The organism is Bauldia litoralis, assembly GCF_900104485.1.
In the GTDB taxonomy this organism is placed as follows: Bacteria; Pseudomonadota; Alphaproteobacteria; order Rhizobiales; family Kaistiaceae; genus Bauldia; species Bauldia litoralis.
The window spans coordinates 238,234-253,035 of the sequence record NZ_FMXQ01000007.1; the positions used below are offsets into that span (position 1 = coordinate 238,234).

The 14,802-nt window shown below is 67.8% G+C and carries 17 protein-coding genes and 1 tRNA gene; 10 read left to right on the top strand and 8 right to left on the bottom strand.

Annotated features, from left to right (window positions below):
* Window positions 1-165 precede the first annotated feature (165 nt).
* From BLT60_RS17375 to sfsA, 5 genes are all read right to left on the bottom strand, one after another.
* Window positions 166-2,028, bottom strand: coding sequence for a glycoside hydrolase family 15 protein (locus tag BLT60_RS17375; protein WP_244521310.1), 1,863 nt, complete (start codon window positions 2,026-2,028; stop codon window positions 166-168).
* Window positions 2,018-2,800 carry a glucose 1-dehydrogenase gene (locus BLT60_RS17380; protein WP_090878296.1) on the bottom strand — a complete coding sequence of 261 codons (783 nt, stop codon included), beginning with the start codon at window positions 2,798-2,800 and terminating at the stop codon, window positions 2,018-2,020. Before BLT60_RS17380 ends, BLT60_RS17375 begins: the two co-directional genes overlap by 11 nt.
* 124 nt (window positions 2,801-2,924) lie before the next feature.
* Complete coding sequence (gene radC / locus BLT60_RS17385) at window positions 2,925-3,626, bottom strand: RadC family protein (protein WP_090878297.1); 702 nt, start codon at window positions 3,624-3,626, stop codon at window positions 2,925-2,927.
* Window positions 3,623-4,450 carry a type I methionyl aminopeptidase gene (map, locus tag BLT60_RS17390; RefSeq protein WP_090878474.1) on the bottom strand — a complete coding sequence of 276 codons (828 nt, stop codon included), beginning with the start codon at window positions 4,448-4,450 and terminating at the stop codon, window positions 3,623-3,625. Before map ends, radC begins: the two co-directional genes overlap by 4 nt.
* A 78-nt stretch (window positions 4,451-4,528) precedes the next feature.
* The gene (sfsA, locus tag BLT60_RS17395) at window positions 4,529-5,236 is read right to left on the bottom strand and encodes a DNA/RNA nuclease SfsA (RefSeq protein WP_090878299.1); all 708 of its coding nucleotides are present in this window, start codon (window positions 5,234-5,236) and stop codon (window positions 4,529-4,531) included.
* An 82-nt stretch (window positions 5,237-5,318) separates the two neighbouring features.
* Between sfsA and BLT60_RS17400 the strand changes: the two genes are divergently transcribed.
* The 6 genes from BLT60_RS17400 (at window position 5,319) to BLT60_RS17425 (ending at window position 9,828) form a co-directional block, all read left to right on the top strand.
* Window positions 5,319-6,083 (top strand): competence/damage-inducible protein A, encoded by a 765-nt coding sequence (locus tag BLT60_RS17400; protein WP_090878301.1) that lies wholly within the window; start codon window positions 5,319-5,321, stop codon window positions 6,081-6,083.
* A 90-nt stretch (window positions 6,084-6,173) separates the two neighbouring features.
* Window positions 6,174-6,680, top strand: coding sequence for a xanthine phosphoribosyltransferase (gpt, locus tag BLT60_RS17405; protein ID WP_090878476.1), 507 nt, complete (start codon window positions 6,174-6,176; stop codon window positions 6,678-6,680).
* Window positions 6,681-6,695: 15 nt separating this feature from the next.
* On the top strand, window positions 6,696-7,121 hold the full coding sequence (locus BLT60_RS17410; protein WP_090878302.1) for a GlcG/HbpS family heme-binding protein: 426 nt from the start codon (window positions 6,696-6,698) through the stop codon (window positions 7,119-7,121).
* 88 nt (window positions 7,122-7,209) lie between these two features.
* Window positions 7,210-7,713, top strand: coding sequence for an MgtC/SapB family protein (locus tag BLT60_RS17415; RefSeq protein ID WP_244521311.1), 504 nt, complete (start codon window positions 7,210-7,212; stop codon window positions 7,711-7,713).
* A gap of 81 nt (window positions 7,714-7,794) precedes the next feature.
* On the top strand, window positions 7,795-8,919 hold the full coding sequence (locus BLT60_RS17420) for an iron-containing alcohol dehydrogenase (protein WP_090878304.1): 1,125 nt from the start codon (window positions 7,795-7,797) through the stop codon (window positions 8,917-8,919).
* Window positions 8,920-8,976: 57 nt separating this feature from the next.
* Window positions 8,977-9,828, top strand: a complete 852-nt coding sequence (locus BLT60_RS17425) for an SDR family NAD(P)-dependent oxidoreductase (protein ID WP_090878306.1) — start codon at window positions 8,977-8,979, stop codon at window positions 9,826-9,828.
* 13 nt (window positions 9,829-9,841) lie between these two features.
* Here the strand turns inward: BLT60_RS17425 and BLT60_RS17430 are convergent, their stop codons facing one another.
* From BLT60_RS17430 to BLT60_RS17440, 3 genes are all read right to left on the bottom strand, one after another.
* A complete protein-coding gene (locus tag BLT60_RS17430; protein ID WP_090878308.1) occupies window positions 9,842-10,084 on the bottom strand; it encodes a hypothetical protein in 243 nt (80 codons plus the stop codon).
* 108 nt (window positions 10,085-10,192) lie between these two features.
* A complete protein-coding gene (locus BLT60_RS17435) occupies window positions 10,193-11,143 on the bottom strand; it encodes a homocysteine S-methyltransferase family protein (RefSeq protein ID WP_090878310.1) in 951 nt (316 codons plus the stop codon).
* A 166-nt stretch (window positions 11,144-11,309) separates the two neighbouring features.
* Window positions 11,310-11,948 carry a PadR family transcriptional regulator gene (locus tag BLT60_RS17440; protein WP_090878312.1) on the bottom strand — a complete coding sequence of 213 codons (639 nt, stop codon included), beginning with the start codon at window positions 11,946-11,948 and terminating at the stop codon, window positions 11,310-11,312.
* 173 nt (window positions 11,949-12,121) lie between these two features.
* On the opposite strand from BLT60_RS17440, the gene BLT60_RS17445 reads away from it, so the two are divergent.
* The 4 genes from BLT60_RS17445 (at window position 12,122) to BLT60_RS17460 (ending at window position 14,678) form a co-directional block, all read left to right on the top strand.
* Window positions 12,122-12,208 (top strand) — tRNA-Leu (locus BLT60_RS17445).
* 135 nt (window positions 12,209-12,343) lie between these two features.
* Entirely contained in the window at window positions 12,344-13,153 is an 810-nt protein-coding gene (locus BLT60_RS17450) for an amidohydrolase family protein (RefSeq protein ID WP_090878315.1), read from the top strand.
* Window positions 13,150-13,539 carry a FixH family protein gene (locus tag BLT60_RS17455; protein WP_090878317.1) on the top strand — a complete coding sequence of 130 codons (390 nt, stop codon included), beginning with the start codon at window positions 13,150-13,152 and terminating at the stop codon, window positions 13,537-13,539. The genes BLT60_RS17450 and BLT60_RS17455 overlap by 4 nt, the downstream gene beginning before the upstream one ends.
* A 41-nt stretch (window positions 13,540-13,580) precedes the next feature.
* Complete coding sequence (locus BLT60_RS17460) at window positions 13,581-14,678, top strand: cytochrome-c peroxidase (RefSeq protein WP_090878319.1); 1,098 nt, start codon at window positions 13,581-13,583, stop codon at window positions 14,676-14,678.
* Window positions 14,679-14,802: the final 124 nt, after the last annotated feature.

Below are 14,802 nucleotides of genomic sequence, written 5' to 3' on the forward strand. Positions count from 1 at the left end.
GAGGCTGTGAGGGAAGGCGTCCCGCGGACTAGGCTGTATGCGCCAAAGAGTCGGCCAACCATGCCCGAAAATCCGGCACGTCCTGCCAGCGAGAGCCTTAACGCACGGACGTCGGCTCGGGTTCCCGCGACGAAGTGCCGGTCCGGCGATGCTGCCGGCGCCGGGTCACTTGTCGTGGTCGGGAACCTCCTCCTGGCCGGCGCGCTGGGCCGCCGGGTGGCGCGGACTGGCCAGGTTATGGGCGGTATTGATCAGGCCGAGATGGGAGAGCGCCTGCGGGAAATTGCCGACCAGCCGCTTGCGGATCGGATCGTATTCCTCGGCGAGCAGGCCGAGGTGGTTGCGCAGCGACAGGAGCCGCTCGAACAGGTCGACGGCGTCGTCGTGGCGCCCCGTCAGCACATAGGCGTCGGCCAGCCAGAAGCTGCAGGCGAGGAAGGCGCCTTCCTCGCCGCCGACCCCGTCATCGACGTGATCGGTGGCGTAGCGCATGACGAAACCGTCGCTGAGCAGGTCTTCCTCGATCGCCTTGATGGTGCCGGCAATGCGGGGATCGTCGAGCGGCAGGAAGCCGACCTGGGGGAGCAGCAGCAGGCTCGCGTCGAGTGTCTTGCCGCCATAATACTGGGTGAAGGTGTTGCGCTCGGCGTCGAAGCCGTTGGTGCAGACATCGGCATGGATCTCGTCGCGCACCTTCTTCCAGTGATCGAGCGGGGCGCGGATGCCGAACTTCTCGGCGATCTTGATCGCCCGGTCGAAGGCGACCCAGCACATCATCCGCGAATGGGTGAAGGCGCGCGGCGGGCCGCGCATCTCCCAGATGCCGTGATCGGTCGATTGCCAGATCGACTCGAGATATTCGAGCACCAGCGTCTGGAACTCGTAGTGCTTGTCCATCGGGCCGAGGCCGGCCTGGCGGGTGATGTAGAGCGTTTCGGCGATCTCGCCATAGATGTCGAGCTGGACCTGGTCGGCGGCCGCGTTGCCGACGCGGACAGGGGCGCTGTCCTCGTAGCCGGGCAGCCACGGCACCTCCATCTCGGGCAGCCAGCGCTCGCCGGAAATGCCGTACATGATCTGGAGCTGTTTCGGATGGCCGGCGGTGGCGCGGCGGACCCACTGGCGCCATGCCTCGGCCTCGGCGCGGTAACCGGAATTGACCAGCGCATAAAGGGTGAGGGCGGAATCGCGCAGCCAGCAGAAGCGGTAGTCCCAGTTTCGCGAGCCGCCGATCGCCTCGGGCAGCGAAGTCGTCGGCGCGGCGACGATGCCGCCCGTCGGCTGGAAGGTCAGCAGCTTGAGGGTGATCAGCGAGCGCGTCACCGCCTCGTGCCAGCGCGGCCGGCGCGTCGAGAAGGTGCATCGGCCGACCCATTCGCTCCACCAGTTCACCGTCTGCTGGAGGCTCTCATGCCGGTCGGGGACGAAGTGGGGTTGCTTGTGCGAGGGGTGGTAGGAGAGCGTGAAGGGCATGGTCTCGCCCTCGCGCAGTGTGAAATCCGCGAAGGTCTTGAGATTGCGGCCCTCAAGCCTGGCCGGCGTATGAAGCTCGACCGCGTCGGGCCCGGCGACGGCGCTGAGGCCGTAGTCGCGGCGCGTCACCCAGGGCAGCACCTCGCCGTAGTTGAAGCGCAGCACCAACTCCATCGACATGGCGACTTCGCCGTGGTCGCCGCGAACGATACGGACGACGTCGACCTGCTCCTCGTTGTCGGAGAGCGGCATGAAGTCGGTGATGGTGACCGCGCCGGTTTCCGTCTCCAGCCGGGTCTCGAGGACCGCCGTCCCCGGCACGTAGCGCTGGCTCGCCTTGACGACTTTCTCGCGCGGCGAGATCAGCCATCGGCCGTGTTCGGGAGCGCCAAGGATGGCCGCGAAGCAGGCCGGTGAATCGAAGCGCGGCAGGCATAGCCAGTCGATCGATCCGTCGGTGCCGACAAGGGCCGCCGACATCATGTTGCCGATCAGGCCGTAGTCCTCGATCGGCTTCGACAGCGCCTTCGCCGGTTTGGTTTTCTCAGCCACCATGCATGAACTCCGGAAAATCTGTCATTCCGCCATCGACGAAAACGGTGGTCGCCGTGACATAGCCGGCGACGTCGGATGCCAGCACCACCGCCATGCCGGCGATGTCCTCCGGCTTGCCGATGCGGCCGATCGGTATCTTGGTGAGAAGGTCCTTGAGACCGGCCGGGTCCTTCCAGACATTGGCATTGATCGGCGTCGCGATGGCGCCGGGCGCGATGCACAGCACCCGCACGCCATAGGGGCCGGCCTCCTGGGCCAGGGTCTTCGACATCATCGACACGCCGGCCTTGCTGGCGGCGTAGTCGCTGTAGCCGCTCCAGGCGATGACCTCGTGGACGCTGGATATGTTGATGATCACCCCGGCCTTGCGCGCGGTCATGCCCTTCAGCGCCTCGCGAGCGCACAGGAAGGCGCCGCCGAGGTTGATCTCGACCACCTTGCGCCAGGCGTCGACATCGGCCTCCCAGGACAGCGCCCGCTTGCCGTCGATGCCGGCGTTGTTGACCAGCACGTCGAGGCCGCCCCAGGCCTTGTCGACGGTGGCGAACATCGTCTCCACCGCCTGCGGGTCGCTGATATCGGCCTCGACGGCGATCGCTTCGCCGCCGGCCTTGACGATGTCGTCGACGATGGCCTGCGCCGCCTCGGGATGGGTGACGTAGTTGATGGCGACGCGGGCGCCTTCGGCGGCGAAGGCCCGGACGATGGCCTCGCCCAGTCCGGAATTGCCGCCGGTCACCAGGACGCGCTTGCCGCTGAGATCGATCTGCATTCGCCGTTGCCTCTCCGTTCGGTCGGGTGCCCAGGTGGCCGGGCCGGCGGTCGGGTGAATCAGCAGCGGCGACTATAGACGATGATTCCCGCCGGTGCGCGGGCGGGGCGGGCCAAAGCTGCGATCAGAACAGCTTGAGGGAGCGAAAGCTGACATGCTCGTTCTTGCCGACGATGATGTGATCGTGGACGGCGATGCCGAGCGGCTTGGCGATGTCGACCAGCGTCTTGGTCATGCTGATATCGGCGCGCGACGGGGTCGGGTCGCCGGAGGGGTGGTTGTGGACGAGGATGATCGCGGTCGCCGAGAGCTCCAGCGCCCGCTTGACCACCTCGCGCGGGTAGACGGGCGTGTGGTCGACGGTGCCACTCTGCTGGACCTCGTCGGCGATCAGCACGTTGCGCTTGTCGAGGAAGAGGACGCGAAACTGCTCGACCGGCTCGAAGCCCATCGCCGCCCGGCAATGGTCGACGACCGCCGACCATGAGCCGAGCTCGACGCCTTTCCGGACCTTGTCCTTCGCGAAGCGCTGGCTGGCGGCGTAGGTGACCTTGAGGTGGTGGGCGGCGCGTTCGCCGACCCCCTTGACCTCGACCAGCCGGGCCGGTGGCGCCGACAGCACCTCGGTGAAACTGCCGAAGCGGGCGAGAAGGGCCTTGGCGATCGGCTTGGTGTCGACCCGGGGGATCGCCTGGAAGAGGATCAGCTCGAGCAGTTCGTAGTCGCGGAGGCTCTCGCCGCCGATTTCGTTGAAGCGCTCACGCACGCGTTCGCGATGGTCGAGATAGTGGGGAAGGTCCCCGCCTTTCTCGCCAAAGCCGGTCATCTCTCGCTGCGCGGCGGCAACAGTCCCTTGGGCGACGGGGTGAAGATCTCGCAGCCGGTCTCGGTGACGCCGACCGAATGCTCGAACTGGGCCGAGAGCGAGCGATCGCGGGTCACGGCCGTCCAGCCGTCGGAGAGGACCTTCACCTGCGGCCGGCCGAGATTGATCATCGGCTCGACGGTGAAGATCATGCCGGGCTTCAGCGGGATGCCCTCGCCGGGGCTGCCATAGTGGAGGATGTTGGGCGCGTCGTGGAAGAGCTGGCCGAGGCCGTGGCCGCAGAAGTCGCGGACGACCGAGCAGCGCTCGCCCTCGGCATATTCCTGGATCGCGTGGCCGATGTCGCCGGTGGTGCTGCCGGGACGGATCGCCTCGATGCCGCGCATCATCGCCTCGTAGGTAACGTCGACCAGCCGCTCGGCGGCGCGCTTGACGTTGCCGACCATGTACATCCGGCTCGAGTCGCCGTGCCAGCCATCGACGATCAGGGTGACGTCGATGTTGACGATGTCGCCGTCGCGCAGCGGCTTCTCGCCGGGGATGCCGTGGCAGACGACGTGATTGACCGAGATGCAGGACGACTTGGTGTAGCCCTTGTAGCCGAGGGTGGCGGGCAGGGCGCTGTTGTCGACGGCGAACTGGTAGACGAAGTCGTCGATGACCTGGGTGGGGACGCCCGGCTTGACCAGGTCGGTCAGCTCGTCGAGGCATTCGGCGACCAGTCGGCCGGCCCGCCGCATGCCCTCGAAGGCCTCGGCGCCATGCAGCTTGATCGTCCCGTCATTCCTCAGCGGGACCACCGCCGCCTCGACATAGTTCACCATCATCGTCTCACACGCATTCAGCAGGATTTTCCGAGGCTCAGGATATGACGATTCTGGCCGCGCGATACAAGGGCGATGTCAGGAGCGGCCGACAACCGGAAGGAGGCCGTCGACGACGATTTCCTCGGCCGACAGGGCGCAACGGCAGGCCAGCATCTCGACGCCGGCGGCCCGCGCGAGGTCGAAGGCGGCGGCATAGGCAGGGTCCATGTCGCCGGCAATCGCCATGCGGTCGGCGTCGCCGCGCTGGACCATGTAGACCATCACGGCGCGATGGCCGGCGGCGACCGCGTCCGACAATTCGGCCAGGTGCTTGGCGCCGCGCGCCGTCACCGAGTCCGGAAATTCGGCCAGCCCCGTCTGGCGAAGGAAGTGGACATTCTTGACCTCGACATAGGTGTCGGGCCGTCCGGGCCCGGTGAGCAGGATGTCGATCCGCGAGTTGCGGCCGTAGCGCACCTCCCGCTTCATCGTGGCATAGCCGGCGAGGCCCGGGATCGCGCCGGCCAGTATGGCCTCCTCGGCGAGCCGGTTGGGGAGCGCGGTGTTGATGCCGACCAGGCCGGTCTCCGTCTCGATCATCTCCCAGGACAGCGGCAGCTTGCGCTTCAGATTGGTGGAGCGGGAGAGGAGGACGCGGGCGCCCGGCGATGTCAGACCGGCCATCGCGCCGGGATTGGCGCAGTGGACGGTGACGATCTCGCCGCCGGCAAGTTCGACATCGGCGAGGAAGCGCTTGTAGCGGCGGATCAGCCGCGCTTCGATCAGCGGGGAGGGGAAACGCATGGGGCCGCTCCTAGCCGCAGGTTGTCGGGCATGCAAGCCGGGTGTATTGGCTGCCAACCCTCGCGAGCCCAAGGAGACCGCCATGGCGGAACAAGCGGACCAACCCATCGTCACCGCGGCCATTCTGGTGATTGGCGACGAAATCCTCTCCGGGCGGACGAAGGACAAGAATATCGGCTACATTGCCGAATACCTGACCGCGATCGGCATTGATGTCCGCGAGGTCCGGATCGTCTCGGATGTCGAGGACGACATCGTCGCGGCGGTCAACGCGCTGCGCGAGCGCTACACCCATGTCTTCACCACCGGCGGCATCGGGCCGACCCATGACGACATCACCGCCGACTCCGTCGCCAAGGCGCTCGGCGTGCCGATCGACATCGACCCGCGGGCCAAGGCGCTGCTGCTTGAACGGATCCCGGCCGACCAGCTCAACGAGGCGCGGCTGCGCATGGCGCGGATCCCGGAAGGCGCGGCGCTGATCGCCAACAGCGTGTCGAAGGCGCCGGGCTTCTCGATCAAGAATGTCCATGTCATGGCCGGCGTGCCGACGATCATGCAGGCGATGCTCGATGCGCTGGCGCCGACGCTGGCGACCGGCACGAAGATGCTGTCGCGCTCGATCCCCGCCGGGTTGAAGGAGGGCGACGTCGCCGCGCCGCTGGGCCAGTTGCAGAAGGACTTCCCGGACGTGTCGATGGGCAGCTATCCGGGGTTCCAGGAAGGCGTCGGCTTCACCACGACGCTGGTGCTGCGCTCGCGCGACGAGGCCCGGCTCGACCAGGCGACGGCCGCAGTCGAGGCGATGCTAACCGCCGCAAGGGCCGGAACCCGCGTCGACCCCTGATTTTCCTGTGGACCGCCGGCCGGCTGGCTTGGCATGGTTTCCCGGCGGGCCGATGGTCCGCCACCATCAATGAACGAAAAGGGGCGGGGCATGGCCGATCCGAGGGCCGACAAGGCATTTCCGGTTTCATGGGACCAGTTTCACCGCGACGCGCGGGCGCTGGCCTGGAGACTTTCCGACAAGGGGTCGTGGCAGGCGATTGTCTGCGTCACCCGTGGCGGGCTGGTGCCGGCGGCGGTCATCGCCCGTGAACTCGGCATCCGGCTGATCGAGACGGTCTGCGTCGCCTCCTATCACGACTACAAGGAGCAGGGCGGCCTCGAGGTCCTCAAGCCGGTCGGGCAGTCCTTCATCGACCTCGGCGGCGGCGATGGCGCCGGCATCCTGGTGGTCGACGACCTGGTCGATACCGGGGCGACCGCCAAGGTGGTGCGGGCGATGGTGCCGAAGTGCCATTACGCCACCATGTATGCCAAGCCGGCCGGCCAGCCGCTGGTCGACACCTTCATCACCGAGGTCAGCCAGGACACCTGGATCTATTTCCCCTGGGACATGGGCTACAGCTTCCAGCCGCCGATCGCCCAGGGCGAGAAATAACAGAAGAAAGATTTCATGATGGCTCTCTCCCTTTCGACCGCCCAGACCATTGTCGCGGCCGCGCTCGCCCATGCCCGGAAAGCCAACTTCAATCCGCTGAGCATCGTCGTGCTCGACGCGCGGTCGGCGGTGGTCGCCGCGGCCAGCGAGGACGGCACCAGCCTGCGCCGCTTCGAGGTCGCCCAGGGCAAGGCAGCCGGCGCGCTGGCCTTTGGCATCGGCTCGCGAAAGCTGGGCGAGATGGCGGTCGAGCGGCCGCATTTCCTGGCCGGCGCCGCGCATGTGGTCGGGGCGCTGGTGCCGGTCGCCGGCGGCGTGCTGGTCAAGGACAAGGACGGCGCGGTGATCGGCGCCGTCGGCGTGTCGGGCGACGTGTCAGACAACGACGAGGCGGCCGCGACCGCCGGGATCGAGGCGGCCGGACTGACCGCCGAAGGCTGACCCGGGCGGTCGGGCCGGGAACCACGGCCGGGCAAGCGGGTTATCCCGGAATAGCCCGGATTCCTCCGGGCGCGATCCCGGGTGAACCGTGCCGTCCGACCTGTCCTTCCAGTCCCTGCTCGACACCGATCTCGGCATCGGGGTCATGGTCTTCCGGCTGGGGCTGGCCTGCCTGCTCTGCGCCGTCATCGGCCTCGACCGGGAGTGGCGGGCGCGACCGGCCGGGCTGCGCACGCATATCCTCGTCGGGCTTGCGGCGGCGACCTTCTCGGTGATCACGCTTGAACTGATGGGCCGGGCCGAGGGCCCTGGCGACCGCACCGATCCGATCCGCGTCGTCGAGGCGGTGACGGCCGGCGTCGCCTTCCTCGCCGCCGGCACGATCATCCAGGCGCGCGGCGGCGTGCATGGCCTGACGACGGGCGCCGGCCTGTGGCTGGCGGGGGCGATCGGCACGGCGGTCGGCATCGGCGTCTATGCGGTCGCCTTTCTGGCGACGATCCTCGGCTTCGCCGTGCTTTTCCTGCTCCGCCATGTCGAGGAGACCCTGCCGAAGAAGAAAGACGCGGAGCCCGGGCCGGACAAAGTCTGAGAGCGCACCGCCGCGCCGGTTTATCTCCCGGCGGTTTGGCGCTAGGTGTGCTTCCGCATGACCCAAGGGCGGAGGGCGACAGTGGCCATCATCAACTATCTCACCACGATCGAATTCGGCGCCGGCGCACTGACGACGCTGCCGGACCAACTGACCGCGCTCGACATCACCCGTCCGCTGATCGTCAGCGACCGCGGGCTGGAACAGACCGGTCTGGTCGCGAGGATCGCCGCCCTTTGCCCCGACGCGTCGCCGGTCTTCCTCGACGTGCCGACCAACCCGACCGAGGCGGCGGCAAAGGCGGCGCTGGCGGTCTACAAGGACAAAGCCTGCGACGGGCTGGTGGCGGCCGGCGGCGGCTCGCCGATCGACCTTGCCAAGGGCGTCGCGCTGATGGCCACTCACGCCGGCCCGCTGGAGGAGTATGCCGCGATCTATGGCGGCGTGGCGCGGGTCGGGCCGGTGGCGCCGCTGGTCGCGATTCCGACCACCGCCGGCACCGGCTCCGAGGTCGGCCGCGCGGCGCTGATCACCCTCGACGACGGCCGCAAGCTCGGCTTCATCAGCGCCCATCTCATTCCCGCCCGGGCGGTCTGCGACCCGGAACTGACGCTCGGCCTGCCGCCGTGGCTGACCGCCGCGACCGGGCTCGACGGCTTCAGCCACTGCGTCGAGACGCTGCTGTCGCCGCGCTTCAACCCGCCGGCCGAGGCGATCGCCCTCGACGGCGCCGGCCGCATCTGGCGGAACATCGAAAGCGCCGTGTCGAACGGCGGCGACCTCGACGTGCGCACCGAGATGATGATGGGCGCGCTCGAAGGCGGCATGACCTTCCAGAAGGGGCTCGGCGCCATTCACGCGCTGTCGCATGCGCTGGGCGGGCTCAAGGAGCCGAACCTCCATCACGGCACGCTGAACGCCATCCTGCTGCCGCCGGTGATCCGCTTCAACGCGCCCGTCTCCGGCGACAAGCTCGCCCGCCTCAACGCCGCGATCGGCCTGCCCGAGACCGCCGACCTTGCCGCCGAATGCGAGGCGCTGAACGCCCGGATCGGCATTCCGGCCGGGCTGAAGACGCTGGGGCTTGCCGAGGACGTGCTGCCCTGGGTGGTCGTCCGGGCGCTGGCCGATCACAGCCACGCCACCAACCCGCGCGAGGCAAGCGCCGAGGATTACCGCGCGATGCTCGACGAGGTGATGGTCTAGAAGCCCGCACTCGCCAGCCGAACCCGACAAGACAGAAGAGAACGAGGAGAATTTCCCATGGCCAATCATCCCGCCCTCCAGGCCGGCCGCGCCGCCGTCATCACCGGTGGCGCCTCCGGCATCGGGCTGGCCGCGGCCAAGCGGTTCGCCGGCCTCGGCATGAAGATCGCCATCGCCGATCTCGACCCGTCGGCGCTCGACGCGGCGGCCGCCGTGATCGATGAGGCGACGCCCGGTGGCGATGTCCAGGTCATCACCGTGCCGTGCGACGTCAGTCGGATGGAGGAGGTCCAGGCTTTGCGGGAGCGCGCCTACGACGCCTTTGGCGATGTCGCCGTGCTGATGAACAACGCCGGGACAGCGCCGGGTGGCGGCCCGTTCGATCACTATGACCGCTGGCAGCGGGTGATCGGCGTCAACCTGTGGGGCGTGATCAACGGCGTCCATGCCTTCACCCCGGCGATGATCGGCCAGGGCACCGATGCGATGATCGTCAACACCGGCTCGAAGCAGGGGATCACCTGCCCGCCCGGCGACACCGCCTACAACGTCTCCAAGGCGGGGGTGAAGGTGCTGACCGAGGGGCTCCAGCACGAATTGCGCAACACCGAGGGCTGCCGGGTCAGCGCCCATCTGCTGGTGCCGGGCTGGACCCATACGGCGATGACCGCCGGCGGTGCGACCGAGAAGCCGGATGGCGCCTGGTGGCCGGACCAGGTCATCGACCTGCTGCTGGAGGCGTCGGGGAAGGGCGACTTCTACATCATCTGCCCGGACAATGACGTGACCCGGGAGGTCGACGCCAAGCGGATCGTCTGGGCGGCCGGCGACATCGCCGAGAACCGGGTACCGTTGTCGCGCTGGCACCCGGACTACAAGGAAGCCTTCGCCGACTACCTCAAGCGCTGAGGCGCGCTGCCCGTCATTCGCGGCCGCGCGACGCCTTCGGCCGCGGGCGCGGATAGCGCATCGTGCGGCCGACGACGGCGGGTTCGAGGCTGAGCGGCGGGGCAATGCGACGCGTCATGGGTCTATCCGGAAAAGTCGTCGCGCCGTCGGCGAGCAGCGCGTCCACCGTGACGCCGATCATCGGGCGAAGCGAGCCGCCGGCGGCGGCGAGCACCTGCAGGGTGGCGGCGATCGAGCGGAGTCGGGTCCTGTCCATGGCGAGGCTCCCACATGCATCGGGCATCGTGGGTGCAGTTTCGCGCCGCCGGTTTGAACCGCCGCTGAGCCGGGCGTTCATCGACGGTTCACGGGCAAGGGCAGGGCGTCAGGCAACCGCCATGCAGGCGAGGCAGATTTCCCGGACGTGGCGGTGGTCCGTGCCGCAACAGCCGCCCATCACCGTCAATTGCGGCTGCTTGCGCCGGAGCTCGGCGTAGCGTTGGCCTAGGTCCCGGGGATCGCCGTCGTCGAGTTCGGTGGCGTTGTCGAGTTCGGCATGGCTCATCGTCGAGGCGTTGGCGCGCAGGCCCTGGATGCGCTGGATCCAGGTCGCGTCGCCATCGAAGATGTCATCGAAGTGGGTCGGGTGGGCGCAGTTGATCATGTAGTAGGTGGGCGCCGATCCGGTCGCGAGGTCGACGGTCGAGATCGCGTCCTTCAGCGTCTGGCCGGTCGGCAGCCGCCCGTCGGTCTCGACGGTGAAGGAGATGACCACCGGCATGTCGGCCTTCGCCGCGGCGCGGGCGATGCCGATCGCCTCGTTGACGTAGTTCATCGTCACCGCCGTCACCATGTCGGCATCGGCGCGGCGAAAGGCGTGGATCTGGGGCGCGTGGTAGTGCTCGGCCTGTTCGGCGGTCATCGCGTTGTCGGCGACATAGCCATCGCCGCGCGGGCCGACGCAGCCGCTGATCACCATCGGCGTGCGCGGCGTCTCGAAGTCGCGCCGCAACTCCTGCATCAGCGCGATCGCCTCGTGATTCATCGCGACCGTGGCGCGGTCGCTGTAGCCGAGCCTGGCACCCCAGTCGGGACTGGCGCGCCAGGTCGGCGATTCGAGGACGTAGCCGAGGCCGCTGTCGACCGCCATCTCGGCGAAGGGGCGGTAATAGGCCCGCAGCATGTCGCGACCGGCATCGTTCTTCATCAGGTCGAAGGCGGCGAAGTAGGGGAGGTCAATATTTTCCTGGAAGATCAGGAAGGTCTCAAGGCCGCCATCGGTGAGGAAAATCTCGTCGCCTGAGATTTGCGGCAGGTGAGCGCGGTACTTCGCCATTCTCGTCAGTCTCCGTCATGAAAATATCCGCGGGCGGCGTGAGGCCGCGCGGACGCGTTCCGTCCGATATCCCCATTACACAGGCAAAAGCCGGCCGGCTGTGATGACGGTCACAGCCGGCCGGCTTCAGGTCAGGTCACGCATGATGACCGGAAATGCGGACGATTCAGGAGGGCTCGCCGCGGATCGCGGCGGCGGCGTCGCGCAAAATTTCCGCCAGTCGCCGCTGCTCGTCTTCGCCGGCGTCGAGCTTGCCGGCAATCGCCGCCTTCAGCGTTCGCCGCGCCTCGTTGACCTCGGCGATGACGCCGGGAATGTCGGTGTCGCCGCCGCCCTCGCGCTGCTCGTACCAGGCGCGGGCCCTGGCGACCTTCTCGCCGACCGCCGCCATCTCGGCGAGGATGCCGAGGGCGACGTCGCGGTTCTCCTCGAGATGCGCGCGTCCGGCATCGGTGATCGTGTAGACCTTCTTGTTGCCCTCGGCGCTGGCATCGGCATAGCCCGCTTCCTCGAGGTAGGTGAGGGTCGGGTAGATGACGCCGGGGCTCGGGCTGTAGGCACCGTGCGACCGCTCCTCGAGGGCCTTGATGACGTCATAGCCGTGGCGCGGCTGCTCGGCGAGCAGGGCGAGAACCACCAGCCTGAGATCGCCGTCGGCGAACATCTTGCCGCCGCGGAACGGGTCCGGCGGCCCGCGGAAGCGGCCGCCAAAGGGCCCGCCGCGATGGCCGAAGCCGCGCGGACCGTGGCGTCCGGCGCCGTGCCAGACACCGTGGTGGGGGTGGTGAGAGTGACAACCGTGCATTATTCGACCTCCGTTCGTTATATCGAGCGATATAGCTAGGGAAGGCGCCGTCGATCGTCAAGATATATCTTGCGATAGATCGTGGAATGGGATGTGAGAAGCCGCGACCGGGCAAAGGCAAGGCGTTGCCTCCCTTGCCATCCCGGCAGGCTCGGCTTACCCAGAAGCCGGCAGCGGACGTGGCGGAATTGGTAGACGCAAGGGACTTAAAATCCCTCGGAGGCAACTCCATGTGGGTTCGATTCCCACCGTCCGCACCAGTCGGTCGCGCGAGCCGCGCAACCGGCGCGCCCCGGGTCGACCGAGATCCCTTGTTACCTGCCGATCGATCCTTCCGTCGCGGAGCAGGGTGGTGAATAGTGGTGGCAAGCCGAAGGTCGAGATAGGAAGAGCCGATGATCCGCAGCCTTGCCGCAGCAGCCCTGCTCTGCGCCTGCACCGCCGCCGCCGACGCGCAGGACCTGCCCATCTTCGATGCCCACATCCATTACAGCCATGACGCGGTCCTGCAGGTGCCGCCCGACCAGGTGGCGAAGATCCTGCGCGAGGCGGGCATCAAGAAGGCGCTCGTTTCCAGTTCCGACGACGACGGTACCCAGAAGCTCAAGGCCGCGGCGCCCGAAATTGTCGTGCCAGCCCTTCGGCCCTACCGGAAGCGCGGCGAGATCAGCACGTGGATGCATGATCCGACCGTGATCGACTATCTCGAAGACCGCCTGTCGGCCTTCGATTACGAAGCGATCGGCGAGTTCCACGCCTATGGCGACGACATCGGCACCGATGTGATCCAGCGCATGATCGCACTGGCGCGGGAGCGTGACCTGCTGTTGCATCACCATGGCGACCGTGAAGCGCTGGACCTGATCTTCGCAAGCTGGCCGGAAGCCCGGGTGCTCTGGGCGCATTCCGGCTTCGCGCGCCCGGACGAGGTCACCGAGGCGCTTTCGGCCCATCCCGGGCTCTGGTCCGACCTGGCCTATCGTTCCGACATGCTGGGCAGCGACGGGCTCGATCCCGAATGGGCGGCGGCCTTCACCGCATTCCCCGACCGCTTCATGGTGGGAACGGATACCTTCGCGCCGGAGCGCTGGTACTATGTCGCATCCCATGCGGACTATTCGCGGGAATGGCTGGCGCTGCTGCCGCAGGACATCGCGCGCAAGATCGCCTTCGAGAATGCCGAAGCCATGCTGGCGGCCGAATGAGAGTCCTGGCCTTCTTGGCAGGCCTGTCGGCGGCGCCGGCACTGGCCTGCGCTCCCGATCCGGACGCGCTTGCGTTGACGCCCGAGGCGACGGCGTCGCTTGTCGCCTATGCCACACTGGCGCCCGGCCGCTTGTCGCAGCCCTTCGAGATGCAGTTGGTCTTTTGCGGCGAGGATGCCCCGGCGATCCAGCGGGTCGAGGTCTCGGCGATCATGCCCGCCCATCAGCACGGGATGAACTATGAGCCCGTCGTGACGGCCCTGGATGACGGGCGGTTCTCGGTCTCGGGGATGGTGTTCCATATGCCGGGAAGCTGGCAGGTGCAGGTCGCGGCTTTCGGCGATGGCGAGCCGGTATTCTACACCCTGGAGGTCGAGGCCCGGTGATCAGGCGCACTCTTGGTCGTCTGTGTCTGCTGGTTGGCCTCATGCTGGTTTCAGCGGCGCAGGCCGAGGTCCTCCTGAGCGAGGATGAGATCGCCCGGGCGCTCTCCCATGGGCCGTGGCCCCCGGCGTTCGAGCCCGACCCCAGCAACCGTGTCTCCGGGCTGCCCGCGGCCATTGCCCTGGGGGAGGGCCTGTTCTCCGATCCGGTACTGTCACGCGACGGAACGATGGCCTGCGCCAGCTGCCACGACCCCGCCCACGGCTTCGCCGAACCCCGCGCCCGCGCGAATGGCAAGGTGCTTCTGGACCGCAATGCGCTGGCGCTGGTCAACCTGCCGGCACATCGCTGGTTTGGCTGGTCGGGCGACACCGACAATCTCTGGGCGCAAAGCCTGACGCCCATCGTCAACGCCGATGAGATGGACCAGGACGCGGCGGGCCTCAAGCAGGCGCTGGTGACGAGCCGCTGGGCGGATGACTATGCCGCGGTCTTCGGTCCGCCCGCGGGGCAGGACGCGGACGATGTCCTGGTCAATATCGCGAAAGCTCTGGCCGCCTTTCAGGAGACACTGGTCACGGGCCCGACCTCATTCGACAGGTTCCGCGACGCGCTGGAGGCGGGCGACCTGGCTACGGCAGCGCTCTATCCGGAAGCCGCGCAACGCGGTCTGAAGATCTTCCTCGGGCGCGGCAACTGCGCGCTCTGTCATACCGGCCCGGCCTTCACCAATGGAGAATTCCACGACGCAGGCGTGCCCTATTTCATCACCGAGACGCGGGTCGACACGGGACGCCATGGCGGTCTCGAGGCGTTGAAGGCCAGCCCCTACACCCTGGCGGGCCCGTATTCCGACGATCCCGAGCAGCAGGGCGCATGGGCGGTGAGACAGGTTCGACCGTTGCATTCCGACTTCGGCACCTTCCGCGTGCCGGGGCTTCGCGGGGCCGCGCGGACGGCGCCCTACATGCATGACGGAAGCCTTGCCGATCTCCGGGCCGTCGTGCGCCACTACAATACGATCGACATGGAGCGCCTGCACGCGGATGGCGAAGCCATCCTGGCGCCTCTCGGACTGTCGGCCACGGAAGCGGATGACCTGGTGCAGTTCCTGCGCAGCCTGAGCGACGACCAGCCCTGACGGCTGCTCACCGCCGAATCAGCTCTGCGATCTGCATGTGTGCCGGGCGGCCTGTCGCGGCGGGACAGGTCATGCGTGATCGACAGCCGGATCGGGCAAGCACCGTGGGAGGCTGCTTGCCCGA

Bases quoted from the DNA above. Each gene is read 5' to 3' on its own strand.
- BLT60_RS17375 (WP_244521310.1), bottom strand. From the start codon at position 2,028: ATGGTGGCTGAGAAAACCAAACCGGCGAAGGCGCTGTCGAAGCCGATC.
- BLT60_RS17380 (WP_090878296.1), bottom strand. From the start codon at position 2,800: ATGCAGATCGATCTCAGCGGCAAGCGCGTCCTGGTGACCGGCGGCAAT.
- radC (WP_090878297.1), bottom strand. From the start codon at position 3,626: ATGACCGGCTTTGGCGAGAAAGGCGGGGACCTTCCCCACTATCTCGAC.
- map (WP_090878474.1), bottom strand. From the start codon at position 4,450: ATGGTGAACTATGTCGAGGCGGCGGTGGTCCCGCTGAGGAATGACGGG.
- sfsA (WP_090878299.1), bottom strand. From the start codon at position 5,236: ATGCGTTTCCCCTCCCCGCTGATCGAAGCGCGGCTGATCCGCCGCTAC.
- BLT60_RS17400 (WP_090878301.1), top strand. From the start codon at position 5,319: ATGGCGGAACAAGCGGACCAACCCATCGTCACCGCGGCCATTCTGGTG.
- gpt (WP_090878476.1), top strand. From the start codon at position 6,174: ATGGCCGATCCGAGGGCCGACAAGGCATTTCCGGTTTCATGGGACCAG.
- BLT60_RS17410 (WP_090878302.1), top strand. From the start codon at position 6,696: ATGATGGCTCTCTCCCTTTCGACCGCCCAGACCATTGTCGCGGCCGCG.
- BLT60_RS17425 (WP_090878306.1), top strand. From the start codon at position 8,977: ATGGCCAATCATCCCGCCCTCCAGGCCGGCCGCGCCGCCGTCATCACC.
- BLT60_RS17430 (WP_090878308.1), bottom strand. From the start codon at position 10,084: ATGGACAGGACCCGACTCCGCTCGATCGCCGCCACCCTGCAGGTGCTC.
- BLT60_RS17435 (WP_090878310.1), bottom strand. From the start codon at position 11,143: ATGGCGAAGTACCGCGCTCACCTGCCGCAAATCTCAGGCGACGAGATT.
- BLT60_RS17440 (WP_090878312.1), bottom strand. From the start codon at position 11,948: ATGCACGGTTGTCACTCTCACCACCCCCACCACGGTGTCTGGCACGGC.
- BLT60_RS17450 (WP_090878315.1), top strand. From the start codon at position 12,344: ATGATCCGCAGCCTTGCCGCAGCAGCCCTGCTCTGCGCCTGCACCGCC.
- BLT60_RS17455 (WP_090878317.1), top strand. From the start codon at position 13,150: ATGAGAGTCCTGGCCTTCTTGGCAGGCCTGTCGGCGGCGCCGGCACTG.
- BLT60_RS17460 (WP_090878319.1), top strand. From the start codon at position 13,581: ATGCTGGTTTCAGCGGCGCAGGCCGAGGTCCTCCTGAGCGAGGATGAG.